Below are 22,600 nucleotides of genomic sequence, written 5' to 3' on the forward strand. Positions count from 1 at the left end.
ACCACCCCGATCGGGTACGGATCAGCGGCTCGCCTTGGCGTCGCGCTTCGTCTCGTACATCGCCGCGTCGGCGGCCTCGTGCAGCTCCTCGGCGGCGTTCGGCGGGCCGGTGGCGACGCCGATGCTGGCGCTGACGGTCAGGTCCTGGCCGGCCACGTGCATCGGCTCGGCGATGGCCGCGCGGACCCGGTCGGCCAGCGCCGCCGTCTCGGCGACCGAGGTGGGGTGCAGGATGACGGCGAACTCGTCGCCGCCGAGCCGGGCGACCGTGGCGGTGTCGCCCGCGCACGCGCTCAGGCGGTGGGCGACGATCATCAGGACCGTGTCGCCGGCCTGGTGGCCGAGGGTGTCGTTGATCGGTTTGAAGTCGTTGAGGTCGATCGCCAGCATCCCGACGAGCCGGTCCGGCCCGGCGTCGCCACCGGGCGGGCTGCCGAGGAACGGGTCGCGGGCGATCCGGTCCAGCCGCTCGGTGAACAGCAGCCGGTTGGCGAGCCCGGTGAGCTGGTCGTGGCTGGCCTGGTGCCGCAGCTGCTGCTCCAGGTCGCGGGCCAGGGTGATGTCGCGGGCGTTGGAGATGATGCCGTCGACGCTGGGGTCGTCCAGCCGGTTGGTGCTGATGATCTCCAGCCAGCGCCAGCCGCCGTCGCTGTGCCGGGCCCGGGCGCGCCACGGCACGCCGCGGTCCGGGTCGGCCGCCGAGCGCAGCACCACGTCGTCGAGCTGGGTGGCGTCGTCGGGGTGCAGGATGTCGGCCAGCCGGGTGCCGGTCACGGTCTCCGCGGGCAGGCCGAGCACGCGGTGCAGTGCCGGGCTGGCGTACGTGATCGATCCGGCCCGGTCCACCACCAGGGTCACGTCGGAGGCGTGCCGGACCAGCGCGCGGAACCGTTGCTCCTGGCGGCTGACCTCGGTCACCAGCGTGTCGACGTCGGCGAACGTGACCAGTTGCCGGGCGATGACCAGCCCGATCACCACGGTCACGCCGATCACGCCGCCGGCCAGCTGCAGCGGCAGCCCGGCCCGGAAGAGCAAAACGATCATCAGGAACTGGGCCGCGATCGCCGCCACGTACGGAAGCGGGCTGTGCCGGCGTCGCGCCGGACGCGTGCCGCCGCCGGCCGCGGCGTCGGCGCGCAGCCCGATCTCCTGGAACCGGGCGCACGCGGCGAGCAGCACGCACGGCACCAGCCGGCTGACCATGAACAGGTGCAGGGTCCAGGACTCCTCGACCGGCGGCGCCACGATGGTGCAGACCCCGACCAGGCAGGCACCGAGGCCGCCGGTGATCGCGGCGCCGCGGTTGAACGGTGGATTGTCCGCCAGGGTCAGCTTCACCACGCCGAACGCTGCGACCAGCATCGCGGCGGAGCTGGCCGTGTAGAGCAGCAGCCCGGCGCCGCCGCGGCTGTCGAGGTCGGGCATCAGCAGCGTCCAGATGAACACCGCGGCCGCGATGATCGTGGCGCCGGCGTCGAGCCAGAACCGCAGCTTCTCCCGGCGCAGCCCGGGGATCGGGTGGGTGAGCATGGTCCAGATCGGGCCGGCGATCCCGGCCGCGATCAGGGCCAGCTGCAGGTTGCCGGAGTTGAGCAGCGCCGGCGTGATGTGCCGCAGGTTCTGCGCGGCCTGCACGACGTCGCTGAGGGTCAGCAGCGCGCCGGCCAGGGTCATCGACCGCCAGAACCGCCGGGTGTCCGCCGGGATGTCCGGCAACCGGACGACCCGGTACGAACCGGCCAGCAGGACCACGTCCAGGGCGATCTGGATCGGCCAGAACGCCAGCAGCCGGCCCCAGCTGCCACCGACCGGCGTGAGGTAGCCGACCAGGACCAGCCCGGTGAGCACGAGCAACCCGGCCAGCACGGGGTCACGCGTGAGCGAGCGCGGCACCGAGCGCGTCAGCGAGCGCGGCACCGAGCGCGGCACCCAGCGGGCTCGGGTCCCTGGCAAAACGCTCCCTACGTCGAGGCGGGGTCGGGCTACCCGTCCATCGGCAAGGACAGCGCGTTCATGAGGAGGTCCCGGCGTATCGGGCGGACGCGCCCAGCTCCTCCTCGATCCGGATCAGCTGGTTGTACTTGGCGGTCCGGTCGCTGCGCGACAGCGAACCGGTCTTGATCTGCCCGCAGCCGGTGGCGACGGCCAGGTCGGCGATCGTGGTGTCCTCGGTCTCGCCGGAGCGGTGCGACAGCACCACCCGGTACCCGGCCCGCCGGGCGGTGTCGACGGTGCGCAGCGTCTCGGTGAGCGTGCCGATCTGGTTGACCTTGACGAGGATCGCGTTGGCGTAGCCGCCGTCGATGCCGGCCTGCAGGCGGTCGGCGTCGGTGCAGAACACGTCGTCGCCGACCAGTTGGAGCCGGTCGCCGGCCTGGGCGGTCAGCGCGCGCCAGCCGGTGAAGTCGTCCTCGGCCATCGGGTCCTCGATCGAGCTGATCGGGTACCGGCCGGCCAGCTCCAGCAGGTAGGCGATGTGCTCGTCGACGCTGCGGGTGCGGCCCTCCCCGGCGTAGACGTAGGCGCCGTCGCGGAAGAACTCGGAGCTGGCCGGGTCGAGGCAGACGGTGATGTCCGTACCGGGGCGGTAGCCGGACTCCTCGATGGCGCGCACCACGAACCGCAGGGCCTCGTCGGCGTCACCGAAGGTCGGCGCGAACCCGCCCTCGTCGCCGACGTTGGTGCTGTGCCCGGCCGCGGCCAGCTGCCGGCGCAGCGTGTGAAACACCTCCGACCCCATGCGTACGGCCTCGAAGAAGCTCCCGGCGCCGACCGGGGCGATCATGAATTCCTGGAAGTCGAGCGGGTTGTCGGCGTGCGCCCCGCCGTTGACGATGTTCATCATCGGCACCGGCAGCAGCCGGGCGCCGACCCCGCCGACGTAGCGGTAGAGCGGCAGCCGGTGCGCGCTCGCCGCGGCCTTCACCACGGCCAGGGACACCCCGAGGATCGCGTTGGCGCCCAGCCGCCCCTTGTCCAAGGTGTCGTCGAGTTCCACCATCGTCGTGTCGACCAGCGCCTGGTCCTCGGCGTCCAGCCCGGTCACCGCGGCGGCGATCTCGCCGTTGACCGCGGCGACCGCCCGGCTCACGCCCTTGCCGTGGAAGCGCCGCGGGTCGCCGTCGCGCAGCTCGACCGCCTCGTTCGCCCCGGTCGACGCCCCGGACGGCACCGCCGCCCGGCCGATCGACCCGTCGGTCAGCTCCACGTCCACCTCGACGGTGGGGTTGCCCCGGCTGTCGAGGATCTGCCGTCCGGTCACCCGGCTGATAGCCGTCATCGTCTGCTCCCTGATCCGCGCTGATGTGCCGGACCAGACTGGCCGCTCGCCGGGCGTGCTGTCACCGCGATGAGCGTCGCGTTGACCCGCACCCCGGGGTACGGGTTTAGGGTCGGCGCACGCGTGACCGCGACGGAAGTGTTTCAGCAGGTCCGCGCAGCGGTATCACGATGTCGTGAGGACAGCGAAGTGAGTGAGACGTACGAGTTCGTGGTGGTCGCCAACCGTCTGCCGGTCGACGAGGTGGTCGGCGCCGACGGCGGCCGCAGCTGGGCACGCAGCCCCGGTGGCCTGGTCAGCGCGTTGCAGCCGATCGTCCGCGGTCACGGTGGCGCCTGGGTGGGCTGGACCGGGCAGCCCGGTGACGCGCCGGAGCCGTTCGACACCGACGGCATGCACCTGCACCCGGTGGGGCTCAGCGAGGACGACGTCGACAGGTACTACGAGGGGCAGTCCAACGGCACCATCTGGCCGCTGTTCCACGACGCGGTCGAGCAGCCGACGCACCGCCGGCCGTGGCGCCAGGCGTACGAATCGGTGAATCGACGGTTCGCCGAAGCGGCCGCGCAGCTGACCGCGGTCGATGGCACCGTGTGGGTGCACGACTATCAGCTGATGCTGGTGCCGGCGATGCTCCGGGAGCTGCGCCCCGACCTGCGGATCGGGTTCTTCCTGCACATCCCGTTCCCGCCGGTCGAGCTGTTCATGCAGCTGCCGCGGCGGGCCGAGCTGCTGCGCGGGCTGCTCGGCGCGGACCTGGTCGGGTTCCAGCGCCCGCTCGCCGCCCAGAACTTCCTGCAGCTCACCGGCCGCCTGCTGGGCCTGGACCCGCAGGAGCAGCACGTCGAGTACGACGGGCGCACGGTCACCGCCCGCGCGTTCCCGATCTCGATCGACGTCGCCGAGGTGGAGAAGCTGGCCGCCGACCCGGACGTGCAGGCCGAGGCCCGCCGGATGCGCCACGAGCTCGGCGGTGACCGCCGGCTGCTGCTCGGCGTGGACCGGCTCGACTACACCAAGGGCATCGAGCAGCGGCTCGAGGCGTACGGGGAACTGCTCGCCGACGGCACGGTCTCCAACGACGACGTGGTGCTGGTCCAGGTGGCCACGCCGAGCCGGATGCGGGTCCAGGAATATCAGGAGCTGCGGGCCCGGGTCGAACACCAGGTGGGCCGGATCAACGGCGAGTTCGGCGCGGTCGGTCAGGCGCCGGTGCACTACCTGTTCCAGTCGATGAACCGCGCGGAGCTCGTCGCGCTCTACCTGGCCGCCGACGTCATGGTGATCACCCCGCTGCGCGACGGGATGAACCTGGTCGCCAAGGAGTACGTCGCGGCCCGCTACGACGACCAGGGTGCGCTGGTGCTCAGCGAGTTCGCCGGCGCCGCCGCGGAGCTGACGACCGCGTTCCAGGTGAACCCGCACGACGTGGAGGACATCAAGCGCGCGCTGATGGACGCGCTGAACGCCGACGCGGGTGAGCAGGCCGAGCGGATGCGGCCGATGCGCGAGCAGGTACGTGACCACGACATCGACCGCTGGGCCCAGGACTTCCTCACCGCGCTGGGCAAGAGTTAGTCGTCGTCATCCCCGTCGTCGTCATCGTCATCGTCATCACCGCTGCCGCCGGGACATCCGGCCAGTAGTGGCACGCCGGCGGCCGCACCGGCCAGCAGCAACGCCCGGCTGAAGAAGGCTCGCCGGCCCATCGTGCCCGGCTCGGCCTCGGACTTGTTCGTCACGTCGCTCATCACCGGATTCTCGCAGCCGGACGGTCCCACAGGAACCGTCCGGCCGCGACGGATCCCGTGTTACGGCCGTTTGGCGCCCGAACGGACGAAGACCGGCATGGTGTCCAGCGTGGTGCTGACCTCGGCGGTGGTCCCGCCCGGGTAGCGCTTGCCGGTGAAGTAGTCCGTCCAGGTGGTGCCGGGCGGGAACCACACCGTGGTGGTCGCCGTCGTGCCCGGTGTGGTCACCGGGGCGACCAGCAGGTCCGGGCCGTAGAGGTACTGGCTGCCGGCGGTCGCGTACGCGTCCTGTTCACCCGGGTAGGCCAGGTACATCGCGCGGACCATCGGCGTGCCGGTGCGGGTCGCCTCGGCTGCCGCCGCGTACGAATAGCTCTGCAGTTTCTTGCGCAGATTGAGGAACTTCTTCGCGGAGGCGTTCGCGGCCGGGCCGTACTGCCACGGCAGGCGGTCGCTGTGGTTGGAGTGCAGGCGGTCGATCGGCTGGAACGTGCCCATCTGGACCCACCGGGCGTAGAGGTCGTCGGGCAGTTTGGTGCTGCCCGGTTCGCTGCCCGGCTCCTGGAGCCCGCCGGTGTGCCCGCCGATGTCGTGGCTGACCGCGGCCAGCCCGGTCGCCGCCGACTCACCCGGCGTGTAACCGACCTCGAAGCGCAGCGTCTCCCAGTTCGAGATGGTGTCACCGGTGAAGTGCAGCGTGGTCCGCTTGTCGGCCCACGGCCCGGTCGGCACCGCGCCCGGGTTGCCGTAGCCGCCGGCCTGCAGCGAGCCGTAGGCGCGGGAGAAGGCGAAACCGGTCAGGTCGGCGTACTGCTGGTTGATCCACGCGTCCGGCGTGACCCCGGCCAGGGTGGAGCGGGCCGCGTCGCAGCACCAGTCCAGCCACCAGAAGTCGACGCCCTCGGCGCCCATCTGGTCGTGCAGCCACAGGTAGGCCTTGAGCTGGTCGGCGTCACCGAAGTCGAAGACGTAGCAGTCCGGACCACTGTTGCAGCCGGTCTTCTGCAGTTTGCCCTTGGCGAGCGCCTGCGCGCCGGCGAAGTGCGGGTCGGTGCCGAGGATGCTCGGGTGGATGTTCAGCCCGGTGTGCACACCCTGCTTGCGCAGCGCGGCGGCGAAACTCGTCCAGTCCGGGATCCGGGTCGGGTCGATCTCCCAGCCGTTCCACCGGTCCGGCGCCTTGAAGTCGGTGTCCACCACGAACGAGTCCAGCGGTACACCTTCGCTCTTGAAGCGCGCCACGATCGCCTCGAACTCGGCGGCCGTGCGGTCGTAGTACTCCGAGTACCAGACGCCGTAGGCCCACTTGGGCAGCAGCTTGGTCGGGCCGGTCAGGGTGGACAGTTCGCGCAGCGCGCGGCGGTAGTCCTGGCCGTAGGCGAAGACGTAGCCGTCCTGCCCGGCGGCCGGGCGCGGGGTGACGGTCCGGGTGGCCGGGCGGTAGAGCGCCGAGGCCGAGTCGTCGAGCAGCGACCAGCCGTCCTGGTAGAGCAGCCCGGCGTAGGTGCGCGCGCCGCCGTTCACGCCGTCCAGGCCGCGCCGGTAGCCGCCGAGCGGCGCGTGCGGGGCGAGCAGCGGGGAGTGTGCCGCGGTGACCGCCACGGTGTCCACGTTGACGTGGCAACTCTGGTCGGTGGGGCAGCCCAGGGTCACGGTGTTCGTGCCCTCCTGCAACGACACCACGACCGATTTTGTACGCCAGTAGTCCCATCCGCTGGTCGCCGGCAGGTCGAGCGCGGTGCCCGCCACGGTGATCGTGCGGCGCTGCACCGGCTGGCTGCCGGCCTGCCCGTTGGCGTACCGCACCTGCACCTGGTAGTCGCCGGCCTTCGGGACCCCGGTGACGGTCAGGGCGGCGCCCGCCGTGGTGCTCTCCAGCCCGGCCAGGAAGCCGTCGCCGGCGTAGCCGTTGTGGTCGTCGGCGAGTTTCGCCCCGCCGGTCAGCAGGCCGGTCTCCGCCTCGCAGACCGCGCCGAACGCGCACGGCTGCGGACCGGGCGGGGTGGGTGCCGGGTAGCCGGCGCCGGGGGCGAGCAGGGCCAGGCTGTCGACGTTCACGTTGCCGGAGTCGGTGGCGGTGCGGACCAGGCTGATCTCGTGCCGCCCGGCGGTCAGCTCCACGGGTACCGAGGCGAGGCCCCAGGTGTCCCAGTTCGCGGTCGGCGGCAGGTTCAGGGTGCCGGCCGCGACCCCGTCGACCGTGACGGTCAGGGTGCGGGCGACGTTCTGGCCGTCGCCGCCCTGGCTGTTGGCGTACCGGACGGTCAGCTGCCGGGTGCCGGCGGCCGGGGGAGTGGCCGCGAAGGTGAGCGCGTTGCCGGTGCCCTCGAAGCCGGCCACGAAGCCCTGGCCGGTCCAGTCGCGGTGATCGGTCGCCGAGCTCAGGCCGTTCAGGGACAGGGCTTCGGCCTCGCACAGGGTGCCGGGCGCGCAGTCCGGGGCGCCCAGGCCGGCCCAGGGCGCGGCGGTGACGGTCTGCCGGCCGCTCTTCAGTCGTACCGAAAGGTTGTCCTTGTCGAACGGACCGGAACCGACCCGGTACCGCAGCGTCGCCGCGGCGGTCTCGATGGTCAGCCAGCCGTGCGTGATCCGCTGGGTGAAGCGGGCCGGCGCGAAGCCGCCGCGTCCGATCACGTTGAACGTGTCCCCGTCGGTGAACCTGCCGCCCGGAGCGTATTCGGTGCGGATCAGGGTGGGGGACAGGACCTGGAAGCGGGCGTTGCCGGAGATCACGGCGGGCGGTTTCTTCGCGGTGGCCTGGGCCGGCGAGGTCGCCGCCAGACCGCTGGTGATCAGAGCCAGAGCGGCCACGGCGGCAACTCTGCGTCGGACGAGTGGGCGCACCAGACGCTCCCTTTCGGTAGCGGGCGAAACTTGTTGATCACCACGCTGTCACCCACCGGTAATCCCGTCAATGGATCACGACCGATCGCAGAGAGCGCTCTCGGTCTTGCCCGCCGGTGCCGGGCCGCTCTATTGTCAACAAACTTCAACATTTGCGTACGTCGTTCGACCGACGCCGTGGAGCTGCCATGCGAAAGCTCGTCCTGCTCGTGCTGACCGGCCTGCTCGCCCTGGCGGCGGCGCCTGCTCCGGCCACCGCCGCCCGCACGAACCTGCGCGCCGCCGACCCGAGCGTGCTGCGCGTCGGCGGCACCTACGTCGCGGTGCAGGCGCTGAACGGCGGCATCGCGGTCCGTCAGGCGTCCTCGCCGGACGCTCTGGCCGCCGCGCCCGCCCGTCAGGTGTGGTCGGACACCGGCAACCTCGGCGAGGTCTGGGCGCCGGAGGTGCACTACGACGGCGGCCGCTACTACGTCTACTTCACCGCGGGGCGCGGCGCGGCCCACCGGATGTACGTGATCAGCTCGGCCACCGCCGACGCCGGGTACACCGCAGCGACCCGGATGGCGCTGCCCGACGACCGGTGGGCGATCGACGGCACCATGTTCATTTTCGGAAACCAGCGCTGGTTCGTCTGGTCCGGCTGGGCCGGCACCACGAATGTCGAGCAGAACCTCTACATCGCCCGGATGAGCAGCCCGACCGCGACGACCGGCGCGCGGTACGTGATCTCGCAGCCCCGGGAGAGCTGGGAGCGGGTGGTCGGCAACCCCTACATCAACGAGGGTCCCGAGGCGATCCGCGACCCGGACGGGCGGCTGCACGTCACGTACTCGACGAACGGCAGCTGGAGCGAGCAGTACTGCGTGGCCGACCTGCGGTTGCGGGCCGGCGGCGACCCGACCTACGTCTGGGACTGGTACAAGTCCAACGGCTGCCTGTTCGGCTCGAACCGGGCCACCATGATGGCCGGCTGGGACCCGACGGTGAACGCGAACGGGCCCGGGCACCACAGCTTCGTGCTGCTCAACGGCGACATCGGCACCAGCCCGCCGGCCGGGCCGCGGTTCCCGCTGATGTATCACGCGGTGCCCAAGGGGACGCCGTATTCCTGGGACAACCGGTACTGGTACACCGGCACGTTCTGCTGGTGGGGCGGTACCACCTACTCCCGCGCCAACGTGCCCGGCCCGGCCGCCGACACCGGCTACAGCCTGAAGTTCTTCGAGTAGAGCGACCCCGGCTCTCGGTGCGCCGGCGCCGGGTCCGGTCATCTTCCGGTAGCTATTCGGAAACGTCGATGATATGAATGCCGTGCAGGTGTTGGGAGCGCTCCCAGCCGCTCTCTCCTTCCGGGCCGACACAAGGAGCAAGGCATGAGCCAGGTTTGGCATGTGGTGCGAGCCGTCCTCGCGACGGCGGCGACAGTCATCGGATTCACCCTCGTCGGGACGACCGCCGCGAGCGCCGCGGCCACCTCCGACGTGGCCGCGGGATACGCGCACACCTGCGTGATCCGCACCGACGCCAGCCTGTGGTGCTGGGGCGGCAACTACAGCGGGCAGGTCGGCGACGGCACCACCACCGGCCGCACCGCACCGGTCCGGATCGGCACCGACACCTGGGCCAGCATCGACGCCGGCACCAGCTTCACCTGCGCGGTCCGCACCGACGCCAGCCTGTGGTGCTGGGGCGCCAACAGCCGGGGCCAGCTCGGCGACGGCACCACCACCGGCCGGAAGGTCCCGACCCGGGTCGGCGACGCCACCACCTGGGCCTCGGTCAGCGCCGGCGACAGCCACGCCTGCGCGACCCGCACCGACGGCAGCCTGTGGTGCTGGGGCTTCAACCGGCTCGGGCAGCTGGGCATCGACCCCGGTGTCGTCTACTACGCGACCACCCCGACCCGGGTCGGCACCGGCAGCGACTGGACCGCCGTCACCACCGGGTTCGCGCACACCTGCGGGCTGCGCGGCGCCGGCACCCTGTGGTGCTGGGGCGACAACGGCGACGGGCAGCTCGGTCTGGGCCGGCTGACCCCGTCCATCCCGCCGGCCCAGGTCGGCACCGGCACCACCTGGACCAGCGTGAGCGCCGGCTACGCATTCGCCTGCGCCACCCGCTCCGACGGCACGCTGTGGTGCTGGGGCGACAACGGCTACGGCCAGCTGGGCGCCGGCACCACCTACCAGACCGCGCCGGCCCAGGCTGGAAGCGGTACCACGTGGACGGACGTCGACGCGGGCTTCAACACCGCGTGCGCGAGCCGTACCGACGCCAGCCTGTGGTGCTGGGGCAACAACGGCACCGGCCAGCTCGGCGACGGCACCACCACCGGCCGGAACGTGCCGACCCGGGTCGGTGACGCGACCACCTGGACGGGTGACCACGTGACCGGCTACCACAGCTGCGGGCTGCGCACCGACGCGAGCCTGTGGTGCTGGGGCAACAACGCGAACGGCCAGCTGGGCGACGGCACCACCACGCAGCGCCCGGCCCCGGCGGCGGTGCCGCTGCCGGCCTGACCGCCGGTCACCCGGGGTGCTCCGCCGTGGCGGGGCACCCCTCGTTCGCGGTCCGTTGATCGGCAGGCAGCGCCGTGCGCTCAGCTGATTTCCGCGGCTCCCGGAGGTGCTTGTATCTCGGCATGGCTTTGTGGAGGCCGCGATGAGAGCGCCGGCGCAGCGGACCGGTGAGGACGTCGTCCGGGAGGTCCTGACCGACCTCGCCCCGTGGGAGCTGCCGGAGCTGGCGACGGTGCTGGACGCGTACCGGCGCCGCCCCTGGCCCGCGGTCCCGAAGCCGGGCCGGCGCGGGCATCCGACCGGGGCGGGCGTGCCGATCGACCAGATCGCGTCGTGGAGCATGTTCGTGGTCGGGTTTGCCGGCGGCAAGCTGGCCGAGATGCTGCTCGAGGACGTGTTCCGGTACACCGGCCGTCGCCTGCTGCACTGGCGGCGGCCGCGGCCGCAGCTGTCCGCGCCGGTGCCGGAGAAGCTCACCGACGAGCAGCTCGCCGAGGTGTACACGACAGCGTTGGCGACCGCGCAGCTGCGTGGTTTCCCGGACCGGTCGGCCGAGGAGTTCGCCGCCGCGATCACCCGGCGGCTGCGGCCACCCGCCGACCTATGAGCCCGCCGGTGCCACGGTGCGTCCCCGCGGGGCCTCGTAACCCGTCGGTGCCGAGGTTCGTCACCGTCGGGCTCAGCACGGTGGCCGCCGCGATGTTCGCCGGGCACTGGTTCCTCGGCCTGCGCGCCGGGACCGGCGGGCGCTGCGCGGCCGCCACCGACTTCACCGGCTGTGCGAGCCTGGCCCTCGGCCTCGAAGCCCGGGCCGTGCTGGCCGGGCCGGCGGTGCTGCTCGCCGTGGCCGTACTGATCTACTTCGGTCGTCCGGCGCTGATCCGGCTGCGGCGGCACGGCCCGCTGCCACCGGACGGTGCGATGGGACGCGAGATCCGGGCCCGGGCCGCGGCGGCCGGGCTGAGCCGCCCGCCCCGCCCCGAGGTCCGCGGCGCCGGCGAGATGTTCGTCTACGGGGCCTGGCCGCCCTACCGGCTGGTCGTGCCGCTCGAGTCGACGGTCAGCGCGATCAAGGGCTCGCCGCGGGACTCGGCGTTGCTGGCCCACGAGCTTGGCCACGCCCGCACCGGCGACGCCACCCGGTACGGCGCCACGATGGCCTGCTGGTACGCGTCGCTGCTGGTGGTCGTGGTGCCGGTCGCGGTGGACGCGTGGCGGCTGGCCGGTCCGGGCCAGGTGGTCGCACCGCAGCTCACCTGGCGACTGCTGGCGGTCACCGGGATGCTGGCGCTCGCCGTCCGGTCGGCGAACCGGGCGCGCGAGTTCGAGGCGGACGCCCGGGCGTTGCGCGACGACCCGGCGGCCCGGGCACCGGTCGGCGCGGACCGCACCCCCGCGCTGATCGCGGCGATCGGCAACGGCACGCACGGGCCGCTGCGGATCGCGCCGAGCCCGCGCCGCCGGCTCGCGGTGCTGGCCGAGCCCGCGCTGCTGTCCCGGCCCGCGCTCACCGGCGTGCTGGTCGCCGGGGCCGGGGCCGGGCTGCTCGGCACCGAGCTGGCGCTGCTGGTCGAGCTGGCCTTCCCGGGGGACGCGTGGACCGCGTACCTGGTGGCGGCGCTGCTGACCGCGGTGCCGGCGATCGGCGGGCTCGGGCTGCCGGCCGGGCTGCGGTGGTGGCATGCCGCCGGTCTCGGTGCGGTGTTCGGCGGTGGGTTGCTGATCGGTACGCAGCTGGCGCCCCGCGCGTCGGCCGACTGGTGGGCCGCGTTCCCGACGGCCGGGGGACGGGCCGCGCAGCTGGATCTGACCGCGGCCGCTCCGGCCACTGCCGTGGTGGTCGCCGGGGCGGCGCTGCTGCTCGGGGTGGGTGTGGCGGGCTGGGCGGCAGCGGTGGGAGCCCGGCCGGTGCGGGTGCTGCCGGCCGGGGTGCCGTTGCTGGGTGTGCCGCTGGCGATGGTGCTGCTCGCGGTGCGGCTGGCGGCGAGTTCCGGCTGGTCGCCGGCCGTGCTCGCGGCCACCCTGCTCACACCGGCTCGGGTGGTGCCGCTCGTGGTGGTGCTGACCGTGGCGATGCTCGCGCTGCTCGGGGTGGGTGCTGGCGCCGGGCGGACGGCGCGGGCGGTGCGGGTCGCCGTGCTGTCCGGGCTGTGGTCGGCGTTGGTGCTGGTGGCGGTCGTGCCCTGGTCGTACCGGAAAGGGGTTGAACCGCAACCGGCGGACGGCGCGCGATGGGACGCGATCGCGCCGCCACCCACCGGCAACCCGGTTTATGCCTGCCTCTGGATCCATCGGCTGGGTCCGGCGGGGCTACCGGGCCCGGCCGAACCCGGCGGCCTGCAGTGGGTCGGCGGCTACCTGACCCGGACCGAGGACCCGGTGCTGCGCCAGGCCGGGCAGAGTCTGACCGATCCGGCCTCCTCCGGGCAGGCGCTGCTGCTGATCCTGGCCCGCTGCGACAGCGTGCTCAGCGTCGCCGGCGGCCCGCTGCCGAAAGCGAGCTGACCATGTCGGTGCTGCGGCTGCTGCTGATTCTCCCGCTGGGCGTCGCGGGGTGCACCGGGTCCGCGCCGGACCCGGTCGTGCGCCCGCCCTCCACGGTGTTGCTGACCGTTGCGGATCTGCCCGCCGGCTTCGCCGAGGCGCCCGCCCTGCCGGTCACCGATCTCACCTCGGAGCCGCCCGGCTGCGCACCCGCGATGAACCGCCTGGAGTTGCAACCGATGACCGCACCGGGCGTGCACGAGTCCCGGGTCAACTTCGCCGACGCCGCCGGGTTCGCCCGGATCCAGGAGATCCTTCTTCGGTACGACGATGACGGCGCCGCCGGCCGCTTCGTCGACGAGACCCGCGGGATGCTGGCCTCCTGCCGGTCCTACCTGCTCAGCGACGGCACCGGCCCGCAGCTGCACGTGACCGTCACCCCGGCGGCGACCGGTGCCGGCGCGGCGATCGAGGCGCGGGGCCCGGGCTACTCGGTCCACGAGAACCTGGTCGTCGCGCGCAGCGGCCCCACGGTGATCCTGCTGATGCACAGCGGCCCGGACCCGGTCGACGCCGCACTCACCGCGCGCCTGGTCACCACCGCTCAGCACCGCGCCACCGCGCCGAACTGACCCCGCCCCGCCTCCTCGTGAGGACCCGTGCGGTGGCTGCGCGCCTGCGGGCATCGGCTGGTGCTCAGGGGTGCCTCGAAGCATTTGAGGCACCCCTGAGCACCAGCCCGGAGCCGTCAGGTCGGGATGTTGCGGACGTTGGCCTTGGCCAGCCGCAGCACGTCACCGACCCCGCCGGACAGTACGACCTTGCCCAGGGCCAGGGCGAAGCCGCGCGCCTCGGCGAACGTCACGTGCGACGGCACCTCGAGGGCGTCCTTGGTGGTGACCACGTCGAGCAGCGCCGGCCCGTCGTGCGCCAGCACCTCGGTGATCGCGGCCCGCAGGTCGTCCGGGTCGGTCACCCGGCGGGTCAGGAAACCCATCGGCGCGGCGATCGCGGCGTAGTCGACCTCGTCGTGGTCGGTCTCGAACGGCGGGTCGCCGGCCACCAGCATCTCCAGCCGGACCATGCCGAGGCTGGAGTTGTTGAACACCACCACCTTCACCGGCAGCCGGTGCGTCTTGACGGTGAGCAGCTCGCCGAGCAGCATGGCCAGCCCGCCGTCGCCGGAGAACGTGATCACCTGCCGGTCCGGTGCGGCGATCTGGGCGCCGATCGCCATCGGCAGCGCGTTCGCCATCGAGCCGTGCACGAACGAGCCGAGGATCCGCCGTTGTCCGTTCGGGGTCAGGTACCGGGCGGCCCAGGTGCAGCACATGCCGGTGTCGACGGTGAACACCGCGTCCGGCGCGGCCAGCTCGTCGAGCAGGCCGGCCAGGTACTCCGGGTGGATCGGGGTCTGCTGCTGGGTGGCGGTGCGGTAGGCGTCCACGTTGTGCTCGAGGTTGTGCTCGGTCTTGCGCAGCATGGTGTCCAGGAACGACCGGTCGGTGCGCTCGCGCAGCAGCGGCAGCAGCGCCCGCAGGGTCGTACCGACGTCGGCGGCGAGGCCCTGCACCAGCGGGGTGCGCCGGCCCAGCCGCGCCGGGTCGATGTCGATCTGCACGGTGTGCTGCTGCGGCAGGAACTCGTCGTACGGGAAATCCGTCCCCAGCAGCAGCACCAGGTCGGCCTCGTGCAGCGCCTGGTAGCAGGCGCCGTAGCCGAGCAGCCCGGTCATCCCGACGTCGTACGGATTGTCGTGCTGCAGCACGTCCTTGCCGCGCAGCGTGTGCCCGACCGGCGCCTGCAACGTCCCGGCCAGCGCCAGCACCTCGTCGCGCGCCCCGGCGCAGCCGATCCCCGCGAAGATCGCCACCCGTTCGGCGGCGTTCAACCGCTCGGCCAGCTCGTGGACGGCGGCCGGGTCGGCCACGGTCAGCGGCCGGGTGGTGACCGTGGCGCTCTCCAGGGCCTCACCGGCGCTGTCCGCGGCGAGCACGTCACCCGGCAGCACCAGCACCGACGCGCCGGCCTTGCCGATCGCGTTCTGCACCGCGAGCCGGGTGCAGCGGCTCAGCTGTTCCGGTGTCGACACCGTCTCGCAGTAGTGGCTGGCCTGCTGGAACAGCTCCTGCGGCCGGGTCTCCTGGAAGAAGCCGGAGCCGACCTGCTTGGTGGCGATGTGCGAGGCGAGCGCCAGCACCGGCGCACCGGAGCGGTGCGCGTCCATCACACCCTGGATCAGGTGGGTGTTGCCGGGGCCGCAACTGCCCGCGCACACCGCCAGCTTGCCGGTGAGCTGCGCGTCGGCCGACGCGGCGAACGCGGCCGCCTCCTCGTTGTGCACGTGCACCCAGTCCAGGCCGCCCTTCGCGGCGCCGCCGCTGCGCCGGACCGCGTCGCTGAGGGCGTTGAGGCTGTCCCCGACCAGCCCGTAGATCCGGGTCACCCCGGCCTGGACCAGCATACTGACAAGATCGTCTGCAACTGTGGTTCCCATGCCTCCAGCCTGCCGCCGCTGACCCGGTCCGTCATCTGTTGGTCGACCTATCGCGCCAAAGCGGTCCTGTTTCCCTCCGGCCGCCGCTTCCTGCCGGCTCGCTGCTTTTCTCCGGGCCGCCTCTCGTTTCTGGTCCGCCGCTTGTTTCCGGGCCGCCGCTTGTCGCCGGGCCGCCGCGTAGGTGGCGCACGGTGTCGGCGGCGGCCCGGGCCAGCAGGGACGCGTCCGAACCCACGCCGACGAAGCGGAAGCCCAGCGCGGTGTAGGCCAGTGCCTGCCGCTGGTCACCGGCCAGGATCCCGGCGGCGATCCCGGCGTCCTTCGCGGCCGCGAGGACCTGGTCGAGAGCGGCCAGGAACTCCGGCGCGTCGAACCGGCCCGGGCAGCCCAGGTCGGTGGAGAGGTCGCGGGGGCCGACGAAGAGCACGTCCACACCGGGCACCGTGGCGATCTCGGCGGTCGCGGTCAGCGCGCTGCGGCTCTCGATCTGCACGATGCCGACCACGCCGTCGTTCGCGGTGTCCAGGCGGTCCGGGCGCAGGCCGAAGTCGTACACCCGGTTGTAGGTGGCGACGCCGCGGTCGCCCTCGGGCGGGTAGCGCAGGTGGCGGACGGCCGCGCGGACGTCGCCGACCGAGTCCAGGCGCGGGAACATCACGCCGGCCACCCCGGCGTCGAGCAGCCGGCCGGTGCGGATCCGTTCGGCCGACTCGACCCGGGCCAGCACCGGGATCCGGCGGGCCTCGCCGGCGAGCTGCTGGTGCAGCAGGGCACGTTCGTCACCACCGCCGTGCTCGAGGTCGACCAGCAGCCAGTCGAAGCCGGCCACCGCGCACGCTTCGGTGGCGAGCGCGGAGCCCAGCCCCAGGAACGTACCGAACAGGGTGTCCCCGGCGGCGAGCCGGTCCCGCAGCCCGCTCATCGCCAGTCGTCCCTCTTTCTCGGGGCCGCTCATCGGTTGCGACCGGACAGCTGCTCGACGCCGCGCAGCAGCACCCCGTGGTCGAGGCTGCCGTGGCCCATCTCGCGGACCGCCTCCATCAGCTGGGCGACCAGCTCGCCGAGCGGCAGGGCCACCTTCGCGGTGCGGGCCGCGTCGAGCACGATGCCGAGATCCTTGTGGTGCAGGTCGACCCGGAAGCCGGGGGCGAACCGGCGTTCCCGCATCGCGGCGCCCTTGCGGGCCAGCACGGTGCTGCCGGCCAGCCCGCCGCCGAGCACCTCCAGGCCCAGCGCGGCGTCCACCCCGCTCGCCTCGAGCAGCACGATCGCCTCGGCGACCAGCTCGATGGTGCCGGCCACGACGAGCTGGTTGGCGGCCTTGACCAGCTGACCGGAACCGACCGGTCCGACGTGCACGATCGTGGTGCCCAGCGCTTCGAAGATCGGCCGGGCCCGCTCGAACGCGCCGGCCGCGCCACCCACCATGATCGACAGAGTGGCCTCGATGGCGCCCTGCTCGCCGCCGGATACCGGGGCGTCCAGCGCCTGCAGACTGGCGGCGCCGGCCGCGGCGGCGACCAGCCGCGCGGTCTCCGGGCTCACCGTGCTCATGTCGATGATCAGAGCACCGGGCGCGGCGTGCCGGATCACCCCGTCCGGGCCGTGCATCACCGCGGTCACGTCGGGGGAGTCGGGCAGCATGGTGATCACCGCGTCCGCGCCCCGGACCGCCTCGGTGATCGTCGCCGCGCGCCGCCCACCCGCCGCGACCAGGCGATCGGTGCCGTCCCGCCGGCGGGTGTGCCCGGCCACGTCGAAGCCGGCTTTCACCAGGTTGTCCGCCATCGGTGCGCCCATGACGCCGAGACCGATGAAGCCGATCTTCCGCATGCTCACCTCGTCCACATATGTAGATGCATGTTGTGTAGCTGGATGCCGCTCAACATAGGAAGAAGCGACGGGCGGGTCAAGTGCCATTTATGTACGAAGATGAATGCTAGGCTCGGCGCCCACTCAGATGGAGGAGGGCTCCGATGCGCATCCTGGTCACCGGCGGGGCGGGCAAGGTCGCCACATCACTGCGGTCGCGCCTGGTCGCCGACGGGCGGGTCCTGCGGCTGTTCGACCTGGTCCGGCCGCCCGAGATCGAGGGCGCCGACGCTCTGGCCGAGGAGGTCGTGCTCGGCTCGCTCACCGACCCGGACGCGGTCGCCGCCGCCTGCCAGGGGGTGGACGCCATCGTGCACCTGGGCGGGCAGAGCAAGGAGGCCGACGCGGACGAGGTGCTGCGCGCCAACGCCCTGGGCACCCACCACCTGCTGGAAGCCGCCCGCCGCCAGGGCATCACGAGGTTCGTGCTGGCCTCGTCGTCACACGCGGCCGGGTTCCACCCGCGCGACGTCGCCACCTATCCGGCCGGGTTGCCCGCCGACCTGCCGCCGCGCCCGGACACCCTCTACGGCTGGAGCAAGGCCGCCGTCGAGTCCCTGGCGAGCCTCTACGCCGACCGGTTCGGGCTGGACCTGATCTGCGTACGCATAGGTCTGTGGTTTCCCACCCCGCCGCAGAACCGCGGCCTGGCCACCTGGCTCTCCCCGGACGACGGCGCCCGCATGGTCGAGGCGTGCCTGTCCGCGCCCAGCCCCGGCTTCCGGATCATCTGGGGCGTCAGCCGCAACACGCGGCGCTGGTGGTCGCTGGCCGAGGGTGAGGCGCTCGGCTACTTCCCGAAGGACGACGCCGAGGTGTTCGCGGCCGAGCGCCTCGCCGAGTTCGGCGAACCGGACTTCGATGTGGACCCGGACCTGAACCGCGTCGGCGCCTGGTGGTGCGACTGGCCGCTGGGCCAGCGCATGGGCTGACCAGGGCGCTTATCGGGTCAGAGGTCGAACTCGCCGGCCTTGGTGCCCTCGAGGAAGGCGTCCCACTCGGCGGGGGTGAACAGGAGGGCGGGGCCGGAGGGGTCCTTCGAGTCCCGCACGGCGACGACGCCGGGCAGGTTGCCGGCCACCTCCACGCAGTTGCCGGACGAACCCGAACGGGTGCTCTTGCGCCATGCTGCGCGAGACAGGTCCATCGCCCGACTCCTCCTTCTACGTAACCAAATCGGCAAAGATCTTGCTGATAGTAGCCCGGGTTTCTTTGGGTCCCAGCGACAGCGCCTGCAGTTGCTCGTATGCCGCAGAATACGCGGACACTTCACCCGGTCGCTCCAGATATAGGGCGCCGGTGAGCGTGTCGACGTAAACCATCCGATCTTCCACCGCGTCCGGGTATGGCTCGGGCAGCGGCGGGAAGTCCAGGATGACAAAACTGCCGTCGAAGCCGACCCCGGCGGCGTACGGCAGCATGAGGATCTGCACGTTGGTCTGCTCGGACGCCTCCAGCAGCCGGTCGAGCTGCTGCTTCATCACCGCGGGGCCGCCCACCAGCCGGCGCACCGCGCCCTCGTCGACGACCACGCGCAGGTGCGGCGGGTCGTCCGAGTTCAGGATGGCCTGCCGTTCCAGCCGCAGGGCGACCTGGCGCTCCACCTCGTCGTCGCGCATCGGGACCGGGGCACCTTGGAACGCGGCCCGCGCGTACTCCTCGGTCTGCAGCAGCCCGGGGACCATCTGGCACTCGTAGGTGCGGATCACCGAGGCCTCGGACTCCATCCCGACGTAGGTGGAGAACCAGTCCGGCAGCACGTCGCTGTAGCGCTGCCACCAGCCGCGCTGCTTCGCCTGCCGGGCGACGGCGATGACCGCCTCGGCCTGGTCGCCGGTGACCCCGTACACCCCGAGCAGTGCCCGGACGTCGTTCGGGTGCGGCCGGACCTCGGCGCTCTCGATCCGCGACAGCCAGCTCGCGTCATGGTCCACACTGCGCGCCGCGTCCGCGGCGGACAGCCCCGCGCCCGCCCGGAGCTGCTTGAGCGTGAGGGCGAGGCGTCGCCTCCTGACGGTGGGACTCTGGCGTTGGGTCACACGCTGCATCCTCCCGGTCCGCTCCTCGTGCGGGCAACATGACAGTCATTCGCAAATTGCAAATGTGCCGACCTGTAATCCGCATATTGCGGATTTCATGGGTCCGTGCAACGGTGGGCTGATCGGCTCGTGTCCCCCATCCCCGGCGAGGAGAAGCGATGCGTGAGCACCACCCGGTGCGGGTGTGGTTCAGGCCCTGGAGCATGCGATGTAGCTGCGGTTGCCGCTGGTTCCCGTGCCCCGACGCGGCGACCGCGGAGTCCCCGCCGGTCACGCAGTCGCTGGGCATGCCCACGCCGGACGGGAACGGTCCGGCCCCCTCCTGCGTGCCTCTCCGGGTGAACCGGCACCCCGTGACCGAGGCGGAGCGATGGCGCAGCCGACGGCGGTGATCACGCAGGTCCACACGCCCGGCCGCCCGTCCTGGGACTGCGTCGCGTGTGAGCAGGTATGGCCGTGCGACCCGGCCCGCGAGGCGATGAAGGCCGAGATGGCCGCGACGCCGCTGGCCATCCTCATGTGGAGCATGCTCGACGAGGCCGTCCGCGACCTCCCGCCGACCCCGGCGACCGAGCTCTTCGAACGCTTCGTCAAATGGACCGGCTAGCCCGCTCCAGGCGCGACGGCGTGGCCGCTCACCGCTGACGGGCTGTATCTTCGGCGGTATGAGGGCTGAGACATCTCTGACGCTGGATGCGGCCAGTATGCCGCTGGCCAAGGCCTGCGCGGACGCGGAGAATCTGGACGTCGGGCAGTGGCTGGACAGGGCTATCCGCAACGAGGCCGCTCGCGGCGACGTTCAGGTCATCGCGGCCTGGGAAGCGTCGCTTTCCTCCGATGACCAGGCGATCCTCGCCGTGCTGGACGCTGACGACCGCGGGACGGACCTCTCGGTGTGATTCGCGGCGAGGTCTACGAGTACACGATCGGCAACCTGCGGGCCCGGATCGTGGTCGTCTCTGCGAATCCGTACAACCCGCAACGAGCCACGTTCGCGGTGATCCTCGGTGCCGACGTGCCGACCCCGAAGTCCCCGTCGTTGGTGCCCCTGGCCGCGGGCGACCCCACACGCGGAACGATCGACATGACGCGCTTGCGACCTCTCACCCGAGAAAATCTCGGCGCCAGAATAGGCCGGTTGACCCGCACCACCTTGGTAGCGGTCGACGACGCACTACGGACGTATTTGGGCCTGTAGGGGAGCCCTCTGCTTGTGGCAGTCTCGGCGCGAGTTCCCACCCTATAGACGCTGGATCAACCACCTCGTTGACACGGGTCGCGGTGGCGGGTCGGTTACTAGGTCTGCTCTCATGACTACTCCTTCAGGCCGGAGTGGTCACTGGTTCGATCCCAGTATCGTCCACGAGTAGTTTGAGCTGCGAAAAGGGTCCACCGCGACGATCCAATGCGGTGGACGTCGTAGTCGCGGCTGGGCGCTGGCGCCGAGTATTTCCGTACCTGAGTGCATCACTGAGAAGTCCAGCCGGGCGCAGGCGGCCCTGTGGTTCACGCCGTGGGCAACGGGCGCGCGCATGGATGTCGGCCCCCGCCACCTGAGCCCGTTCTCGCCGTTCAGCGATTGGCGTTGCGCAATGCGCGGAAGAGCTGTTCCAGGCGCTGACGATGGTGCAGGGCTATCTCGGTGGAGGCTTCGCCGGCGATGAGGCGGCGCGCGTTGTCGGTCAGCACCGTGGTGTAGCCGGATACGAAGAAGGCGGCGAGCAGGGTGCCGTCGCCGTCGAAGCCCGGATCGCGTTCGAGTTCGTCGGTCAGCAGGTGCTGTAGGTCAGCGGCCAGTTCTCGTGCTCGTGCGATGAGGGGCGTGGAGCCGGCCACGGTGCGGAAGAACGGGGTGGATTCGGCGGCGATGCCCGACAGTCCGTGGTGGTCCCCGGCCAGCCGCAGCATCAAGGCCTCCAGCGAGTCCAGCACATCGGTTCCCGCGGGACGATCGCGGACCGCTGAGCGCAGCATCTGCATGGCGTCCTCGGCCCGGTCGAGCAAGAGGTCTTCCTTGCGCGGGAAGTGCTTGAACACGGTGACGGCGGAGACTCCTGCCGCGCGTGCGACGTCGGCCACGGTGACGGCGTCGAACCCCTGGTCAAGGAACAGCTGGGTGGCGATCTGCGAAATTCGCGCCCGTGTCTGCGGTCCCCCGCGGGCATCGGTGCGTGGCATGTGACCCCTTCCGTGGCTGTCGTCAGCATAGTAGTTGTGTAACTAAGCTTAGTGAACTAACTTAGTGGCATGTCCACTGCTGAGGCACGCCTCCCGATACGGCTCGACTCGAGCAAGGAGATCCGCCATGCCTGATGTCCTGCCGCGCCCACCGTTCGACCCCGAACTCGGGGTGTTCCTCACCGCCATGCACGAACGCGGCCCTTTCACCCTGACCACCGACATGCTGCCGCGCATGCGGGCGCTGGACCTGACCGAGCAGGCCCTCGACGACCGGCTGAAGGTCCGCGGTTGGCAACGCCGCACCCTGACCGTCCCCGGCTACCAGGGTGCCCCCATCAACCTGGCGGTCATCAGCCGTATCGGGCGCACCGGCCCGGCAACATGCTTCTACTCCATGCACGGCGGCGGCATGATGTTCGGCCACTACCTCGGCAACCTCGACTCCTACGACGACTGGCTGCTTGTCCACGACGATGTCGTCCTGGTCAGCGTCGACTACCGACTCGCCCCTGAGCACCCCGACCCCTATCCGGTCGAGGACTGCTACGCAGGTCTGCTGTGGATCGCCACCCACGGCGACGAACTGGGCATCGACCCCGCGCGTATCGTGCTGGTCGGGCAGAGCGCCGGCGGCGGACTCGCCGCGGGCACCGCGCTACTGGCCCGTGACCGGCAAGGACCACCACTGTTCGGCCAGATCCTGATCTCCCCGATGCTCGACGACAGTGACTCGACCGTCTCGACCCGTCAGATCGACGGCGTCGGCATTGCCGATCGCGCCATGACCCGCTTCGGCTGGACCGCCTACCTCGGCGGCCGGCGCGGCGGCGACGACGTGTCCATCTACGCCGCCCCGGCCCGTGCCACCGACCTGACCGGCATGCCACCGACCTACATCGACTGCGCCAGCGCCGAAGTGTTCCGCGACGAAACCGTGGCCTACGCCAGCGGACTCTGGCACGCCGGAATCAACACCGAACTACACGTCTGGCCCGGCGGATTCCACGGCTTCACCAGCATGATGCCGCAAGCGGCACTGTCCCGGGCCGCTACCGCCGCATTGGCGACCTGGACCGCCCGGCTGCTCGCTGGACGACCTGCCGCCGACGCGCGAGTCGGGTAGCGGC

21 protein-coding genes are annotated in these 22,600 nt (G+C 71.8%); 11 read left to right on the plus strand and 10 right to left on the minus strand.

The features are described 5' to 3' along the window. Nucleotides 1-21: 21 nt before the first annotated feature. Nucleotides 22-1,953 (minus strand): diguanylate cyclase domain-containing protein, encoded by a 1,932-nt coding sequence (locus tag ADL15_RS16800; protein WP_157441411.1) that lies wholly within the window; start codon nt 1,951-1,953, stop codon nt 22-24. Between the two features lie 58 nt (nt 1,954-2,011). Next, nucleotides 2,012-3,280, minus strand: a complete 1,269-nt coding sequence (gene eno / locus ADL15_RS16805; protein WP_067691262.1) for a phosphopyruvate hydratase — start codon at nt 3,278-3,280, stop codon at nt 2,012-2,014. A 189-nt stretch (nt 3,281-3,469) separates the two neighbouring features. On the opposite strand from eno, the gene ADL15_RS16810 reads away from it, so the two are divergent. Then, entirely contained in the window at nt 3,470-4,858 is a 1,389-nt protein-coding gene (locus ADL15_RS16810) for an alpha,alpha-trehalose-phosphate synthase (UDP-forming) (RefSeq protein ID WP_067691268.1), read from the plus strand. Here the strand turns inward: ADL15_RS16810 and ADL15_RS16815 are convergent. Together ADL15_RS16815 and ADL15_RS16820 are read right to left on the minus strand one after the other, a co-directional pair. Beyond that, the gene (locus ADL15_RS16815) at nt 4,855-5,031 is read right to left on the minus strand and encodes a hypothetical protein (protein WP_157441412.1); all 177 of its coding nucleotides are present in this window, start codon (nt 5,029-5,031) and stop codon (nt 4,855-4,857) included. The genes ADL15_RS16810 and ADL15_RS16815 overlap by 4 nt on opposite strands. 60 nt (nt 5,032-5,091) lie before the next feature. Beyond that, the gene (locus ADL15_RS16820; protein WP_232344166.1) at nt 5,092-7,842 is read right to left on the minus strand and encodes a TIM-barrel domain-containing protein; all 2,751 of its coding nucleotides are present in this window, start codon (nt 7,840-7,842) and stop codon (nt 5,092-5,094) included. A gap of 221 nt (nt 7,843-8,063) precedes the next feature. Between ADL15_RS16820 and ADL15_RS16825 the strand changes: the two genes are divergently transcribed. The 5 genes from ADL15_RS16825 to ADL15_RS16845 all read left to right on the plus strand — a co-directional run bounded on the left by ADL15_RS16825 (nt 8,064) and on the right by ADL15_RS16845 (nt 13,516). Further along, entirely contained in the window at nt 8,064-9,107 is a 1,044-nt protein-coding gene (locus ADL15_RS16825; RefSeq protein ID WP_067691290.1) for a glycoside hydrolase family 43 protein, read from the plus strand. 144 nt (nt 9,108-9,251) lie between these two features. After that, on the plus strand, nt 9,252-10,400 hold the full coding sequence (locus ADL15_RS16830) for an RCC1 domain-containing protein (protein WP_067691300.1): 1,149 nt from the start codon (nt 9,252-9,254) through the stop codon (nt 10,398-10,400). Nucleotides 10,401-10,542: 142 nt separating this feature from the next. Next, nucleotides 10,543-11,007 (plus strand): hypothetical protein, encoded by a 465-nt coding sequence (locus ADL15_RS16835; protein ID WP_067691302.1) that lies wholly within the window; start codon nt 10,543-10,545, stop codon nt 11,005-11,007. Nucleotides 11,008-11,054: 47 nt separating this feature from the next. Beyond that, nucleotides 11,055-12,905, plus strand: a complete 1,851-nt coding sequence (locus ADL15_RS52975; protein ID WP_067691307.1) for a M48 family metalloprotease — start codon at nt 11,055-11,057, stop codon at nt 12,903-12,905. Between the two features lie 2 nt (nt 12,906-12,907). Beyond that, entirely contained in the window at nt 12,908-13,516 is a 609-nt protein-coding gene (locus ADL15_RS16845) for a sensor domain-containing protein (RefSeq protein ID WP_067691311.1), read from the plus strand. Between the two features lie 116 nt (nt 13,517-13,632). Here ADL15_RS16845 and ADL15_RS16850 read toward each other — a convergent pair whose 3' ends face one another. Genes ADL15_RS16850 through ADL15_RS16860 form a run of 3 tightly spaced genes read right to left on the minus strand, consistent with a single transcriptional unit; the run spans nt 13,633 to nt 17,301 of the window. Next, nucleotides 13,633-15,381, minus strand: coding sequence for a thiamine pyrophosphate-dependent enzyme (locus tag ADL15_RS16850; RefSeq protein ID WP_067691313.1), 1,749 nt, complete (start codon nt 15,379-15,381; stop codon nt 13,633-13,635). 31 nt (nt 15,382-15,412) lie between these two features. Further along, nucleotides 15,413-16,336, minus strand: coding sequence for an HpcH/HpaI aldolase family protein (locus ADL15_RS16855; protein ID WP_198170820.1), 924 nt, complete (start codon nt 16,334-16,336; stop codon nt 15,413-15,415). After that, nucleotides 16,333-17,301: a 2-hydroxy-3-oxopropionate reductase gene (locus ADL15_RS16860; protein ID WP_083971343.1), complete on the minus strand. Its 969-nt coding sequence runs from the start codon at nt 17,299-17,301 to the stop codon at nt 16,333-16,335. The genes ADL15_RS16855 and ADL15_RS16860 overlap by 4 nt, the downstream gene beginning before the upstream one ends. A 56-nt stretch (nt 17,302-17,357) precedes the next feature. Here ADL15_RS16860 and ADL15_RS16865 point away from each other — a divergent pair, with 56 nt between their 5' ends. Beyond that, a complete protein-coding gene (locus ADL15_RS16865; protein WP_067691319.1) occupies nt 17,358-18,185 on the plus strand; it encodes an NAD-dependent epimerase/dehydratase family protein in 828 nt (275 codons plus the stop codon). A 17-nt stretch (nt 18,186-18,202) separates the two neighbouring features. Here ADL15_RS16865 and ADL15_RS16870 read toward each other — a convergent pair whose 3' ends face one another. Then, nucleotides 18,203-18,400 carry a DUF397 domain-containing protein gene (locus tag ADL15_RS16870; protein WP_067691322.1) on the minus strand — a complete coding sequence of 66 codons (198 nt, stop codon included), beginning with the start codon at nt 18,398-18,400 and terminating at the stop codon, nt 18,203-18,205. A gap of 16 nt (nt 18,401-18,416) precedes the next feature. After that, on the minus strand, nt 18,417-19,292 hold the full coding sequence (locus ADL15_RS16875) for a helix-turn-helix domain-containing protein (RefSeq protein ID WP_232344169.1): 876 nt from the start codon (nt 19,290-19,292) through the stop codon (nt 18,417-18,419). A 370-nt stretch (nt 19,293-19,662) separates the two neighbouring features. Here ADL15_RS16875 and ADL15_RS16880 point away from each other — a divergent pair, with 370 nt between their 5' ends. The 3 genes from ADL15_RS16880 to ADL15_RS16890 are packed head-to-tail and all read left to right on the plus strand — an operon-like array spanning nt 19,663 to nt 20,490. Continuing rightward, entirely contained in the window at nt 19,663-19,899 is a 237-nt protein-coding gene (locus ADL15_RS16880) for a hypothetical protein (RefSeq protein WP_067691330.1), read from the plus strand. 58 nt (nt 19,900-19,957) lie between these two features. After that, nucleotides 19,958-20,191 (plus strand): hypothetical protein, encoded by a 234-nt coding sequence (locus ADL15_RS16885; protein ID WP_067691333.1) that lies wholly within the window; start codon nt 19,958-19,960, stop codon nt 20,189-20,191. Continuing rightward, on the plus strand, nt 20,188-20,490 hold the full coding sequence (locus tag ADL15_RS16890; RefSeq protein WP_067691336.1) for a type II toxin-antitoxin system PemK/MazF family toxin: 303 nt from the start codon (nt 20,188-20,190) through the stop codon (nt 20,488-20,490). The genes ADL15_RS16885 and ADL15_RS16890 overlap by 4 nt, the downstream gene beginning before the upstream one ends. Before the next feature lie 374 nt (nt 20,491-20,864). Here ADL15_RS16890 and ADL15_RS16895 read toward each other — a convergent pair whose 3' ends face one another. Then, on the minus strand, nt 20,865-21,470 hold the full coding sequence (locus ADL15_RS16895) for a TetR/AcrR family transcriptional regulator (protein WP_067691345.1): 606 nt from the start codon (nt 21,468-21,470) through the stop codon (nt 20,865-20,867). A gap of 127 nt (nt 21,471-21,597) precedes the next feature. Between ADL15_RS16895 and ADL15_RS16900 the strand changes: the two genes are divergently transcribed. After that, nucleotides 21,598-22,596 (plus strand): alpha/beta hydrolase, encoded by a 999-nt coding sequence (locus tag ADL15_RS16900; protein ID WP_067691349.1) that lies wholly within the window; start codon nt 21,598-21,600, stop codon nt 22,594-22,596. Nucleotides 22,597-22,600: the final 4 nt, after the last annotated feature.

It is taken from the genome of Actinoplanes awajinensis subsp. mycoplanecinus (assembly GCF_001509495.1).
GTDB classification, from domain to species: Bacteria; Actinomycetota; Actinomycetes; order Mycobacteriales; family Micromonosporaceae; genus Actinoplanes; species Actinoplanes palleronii.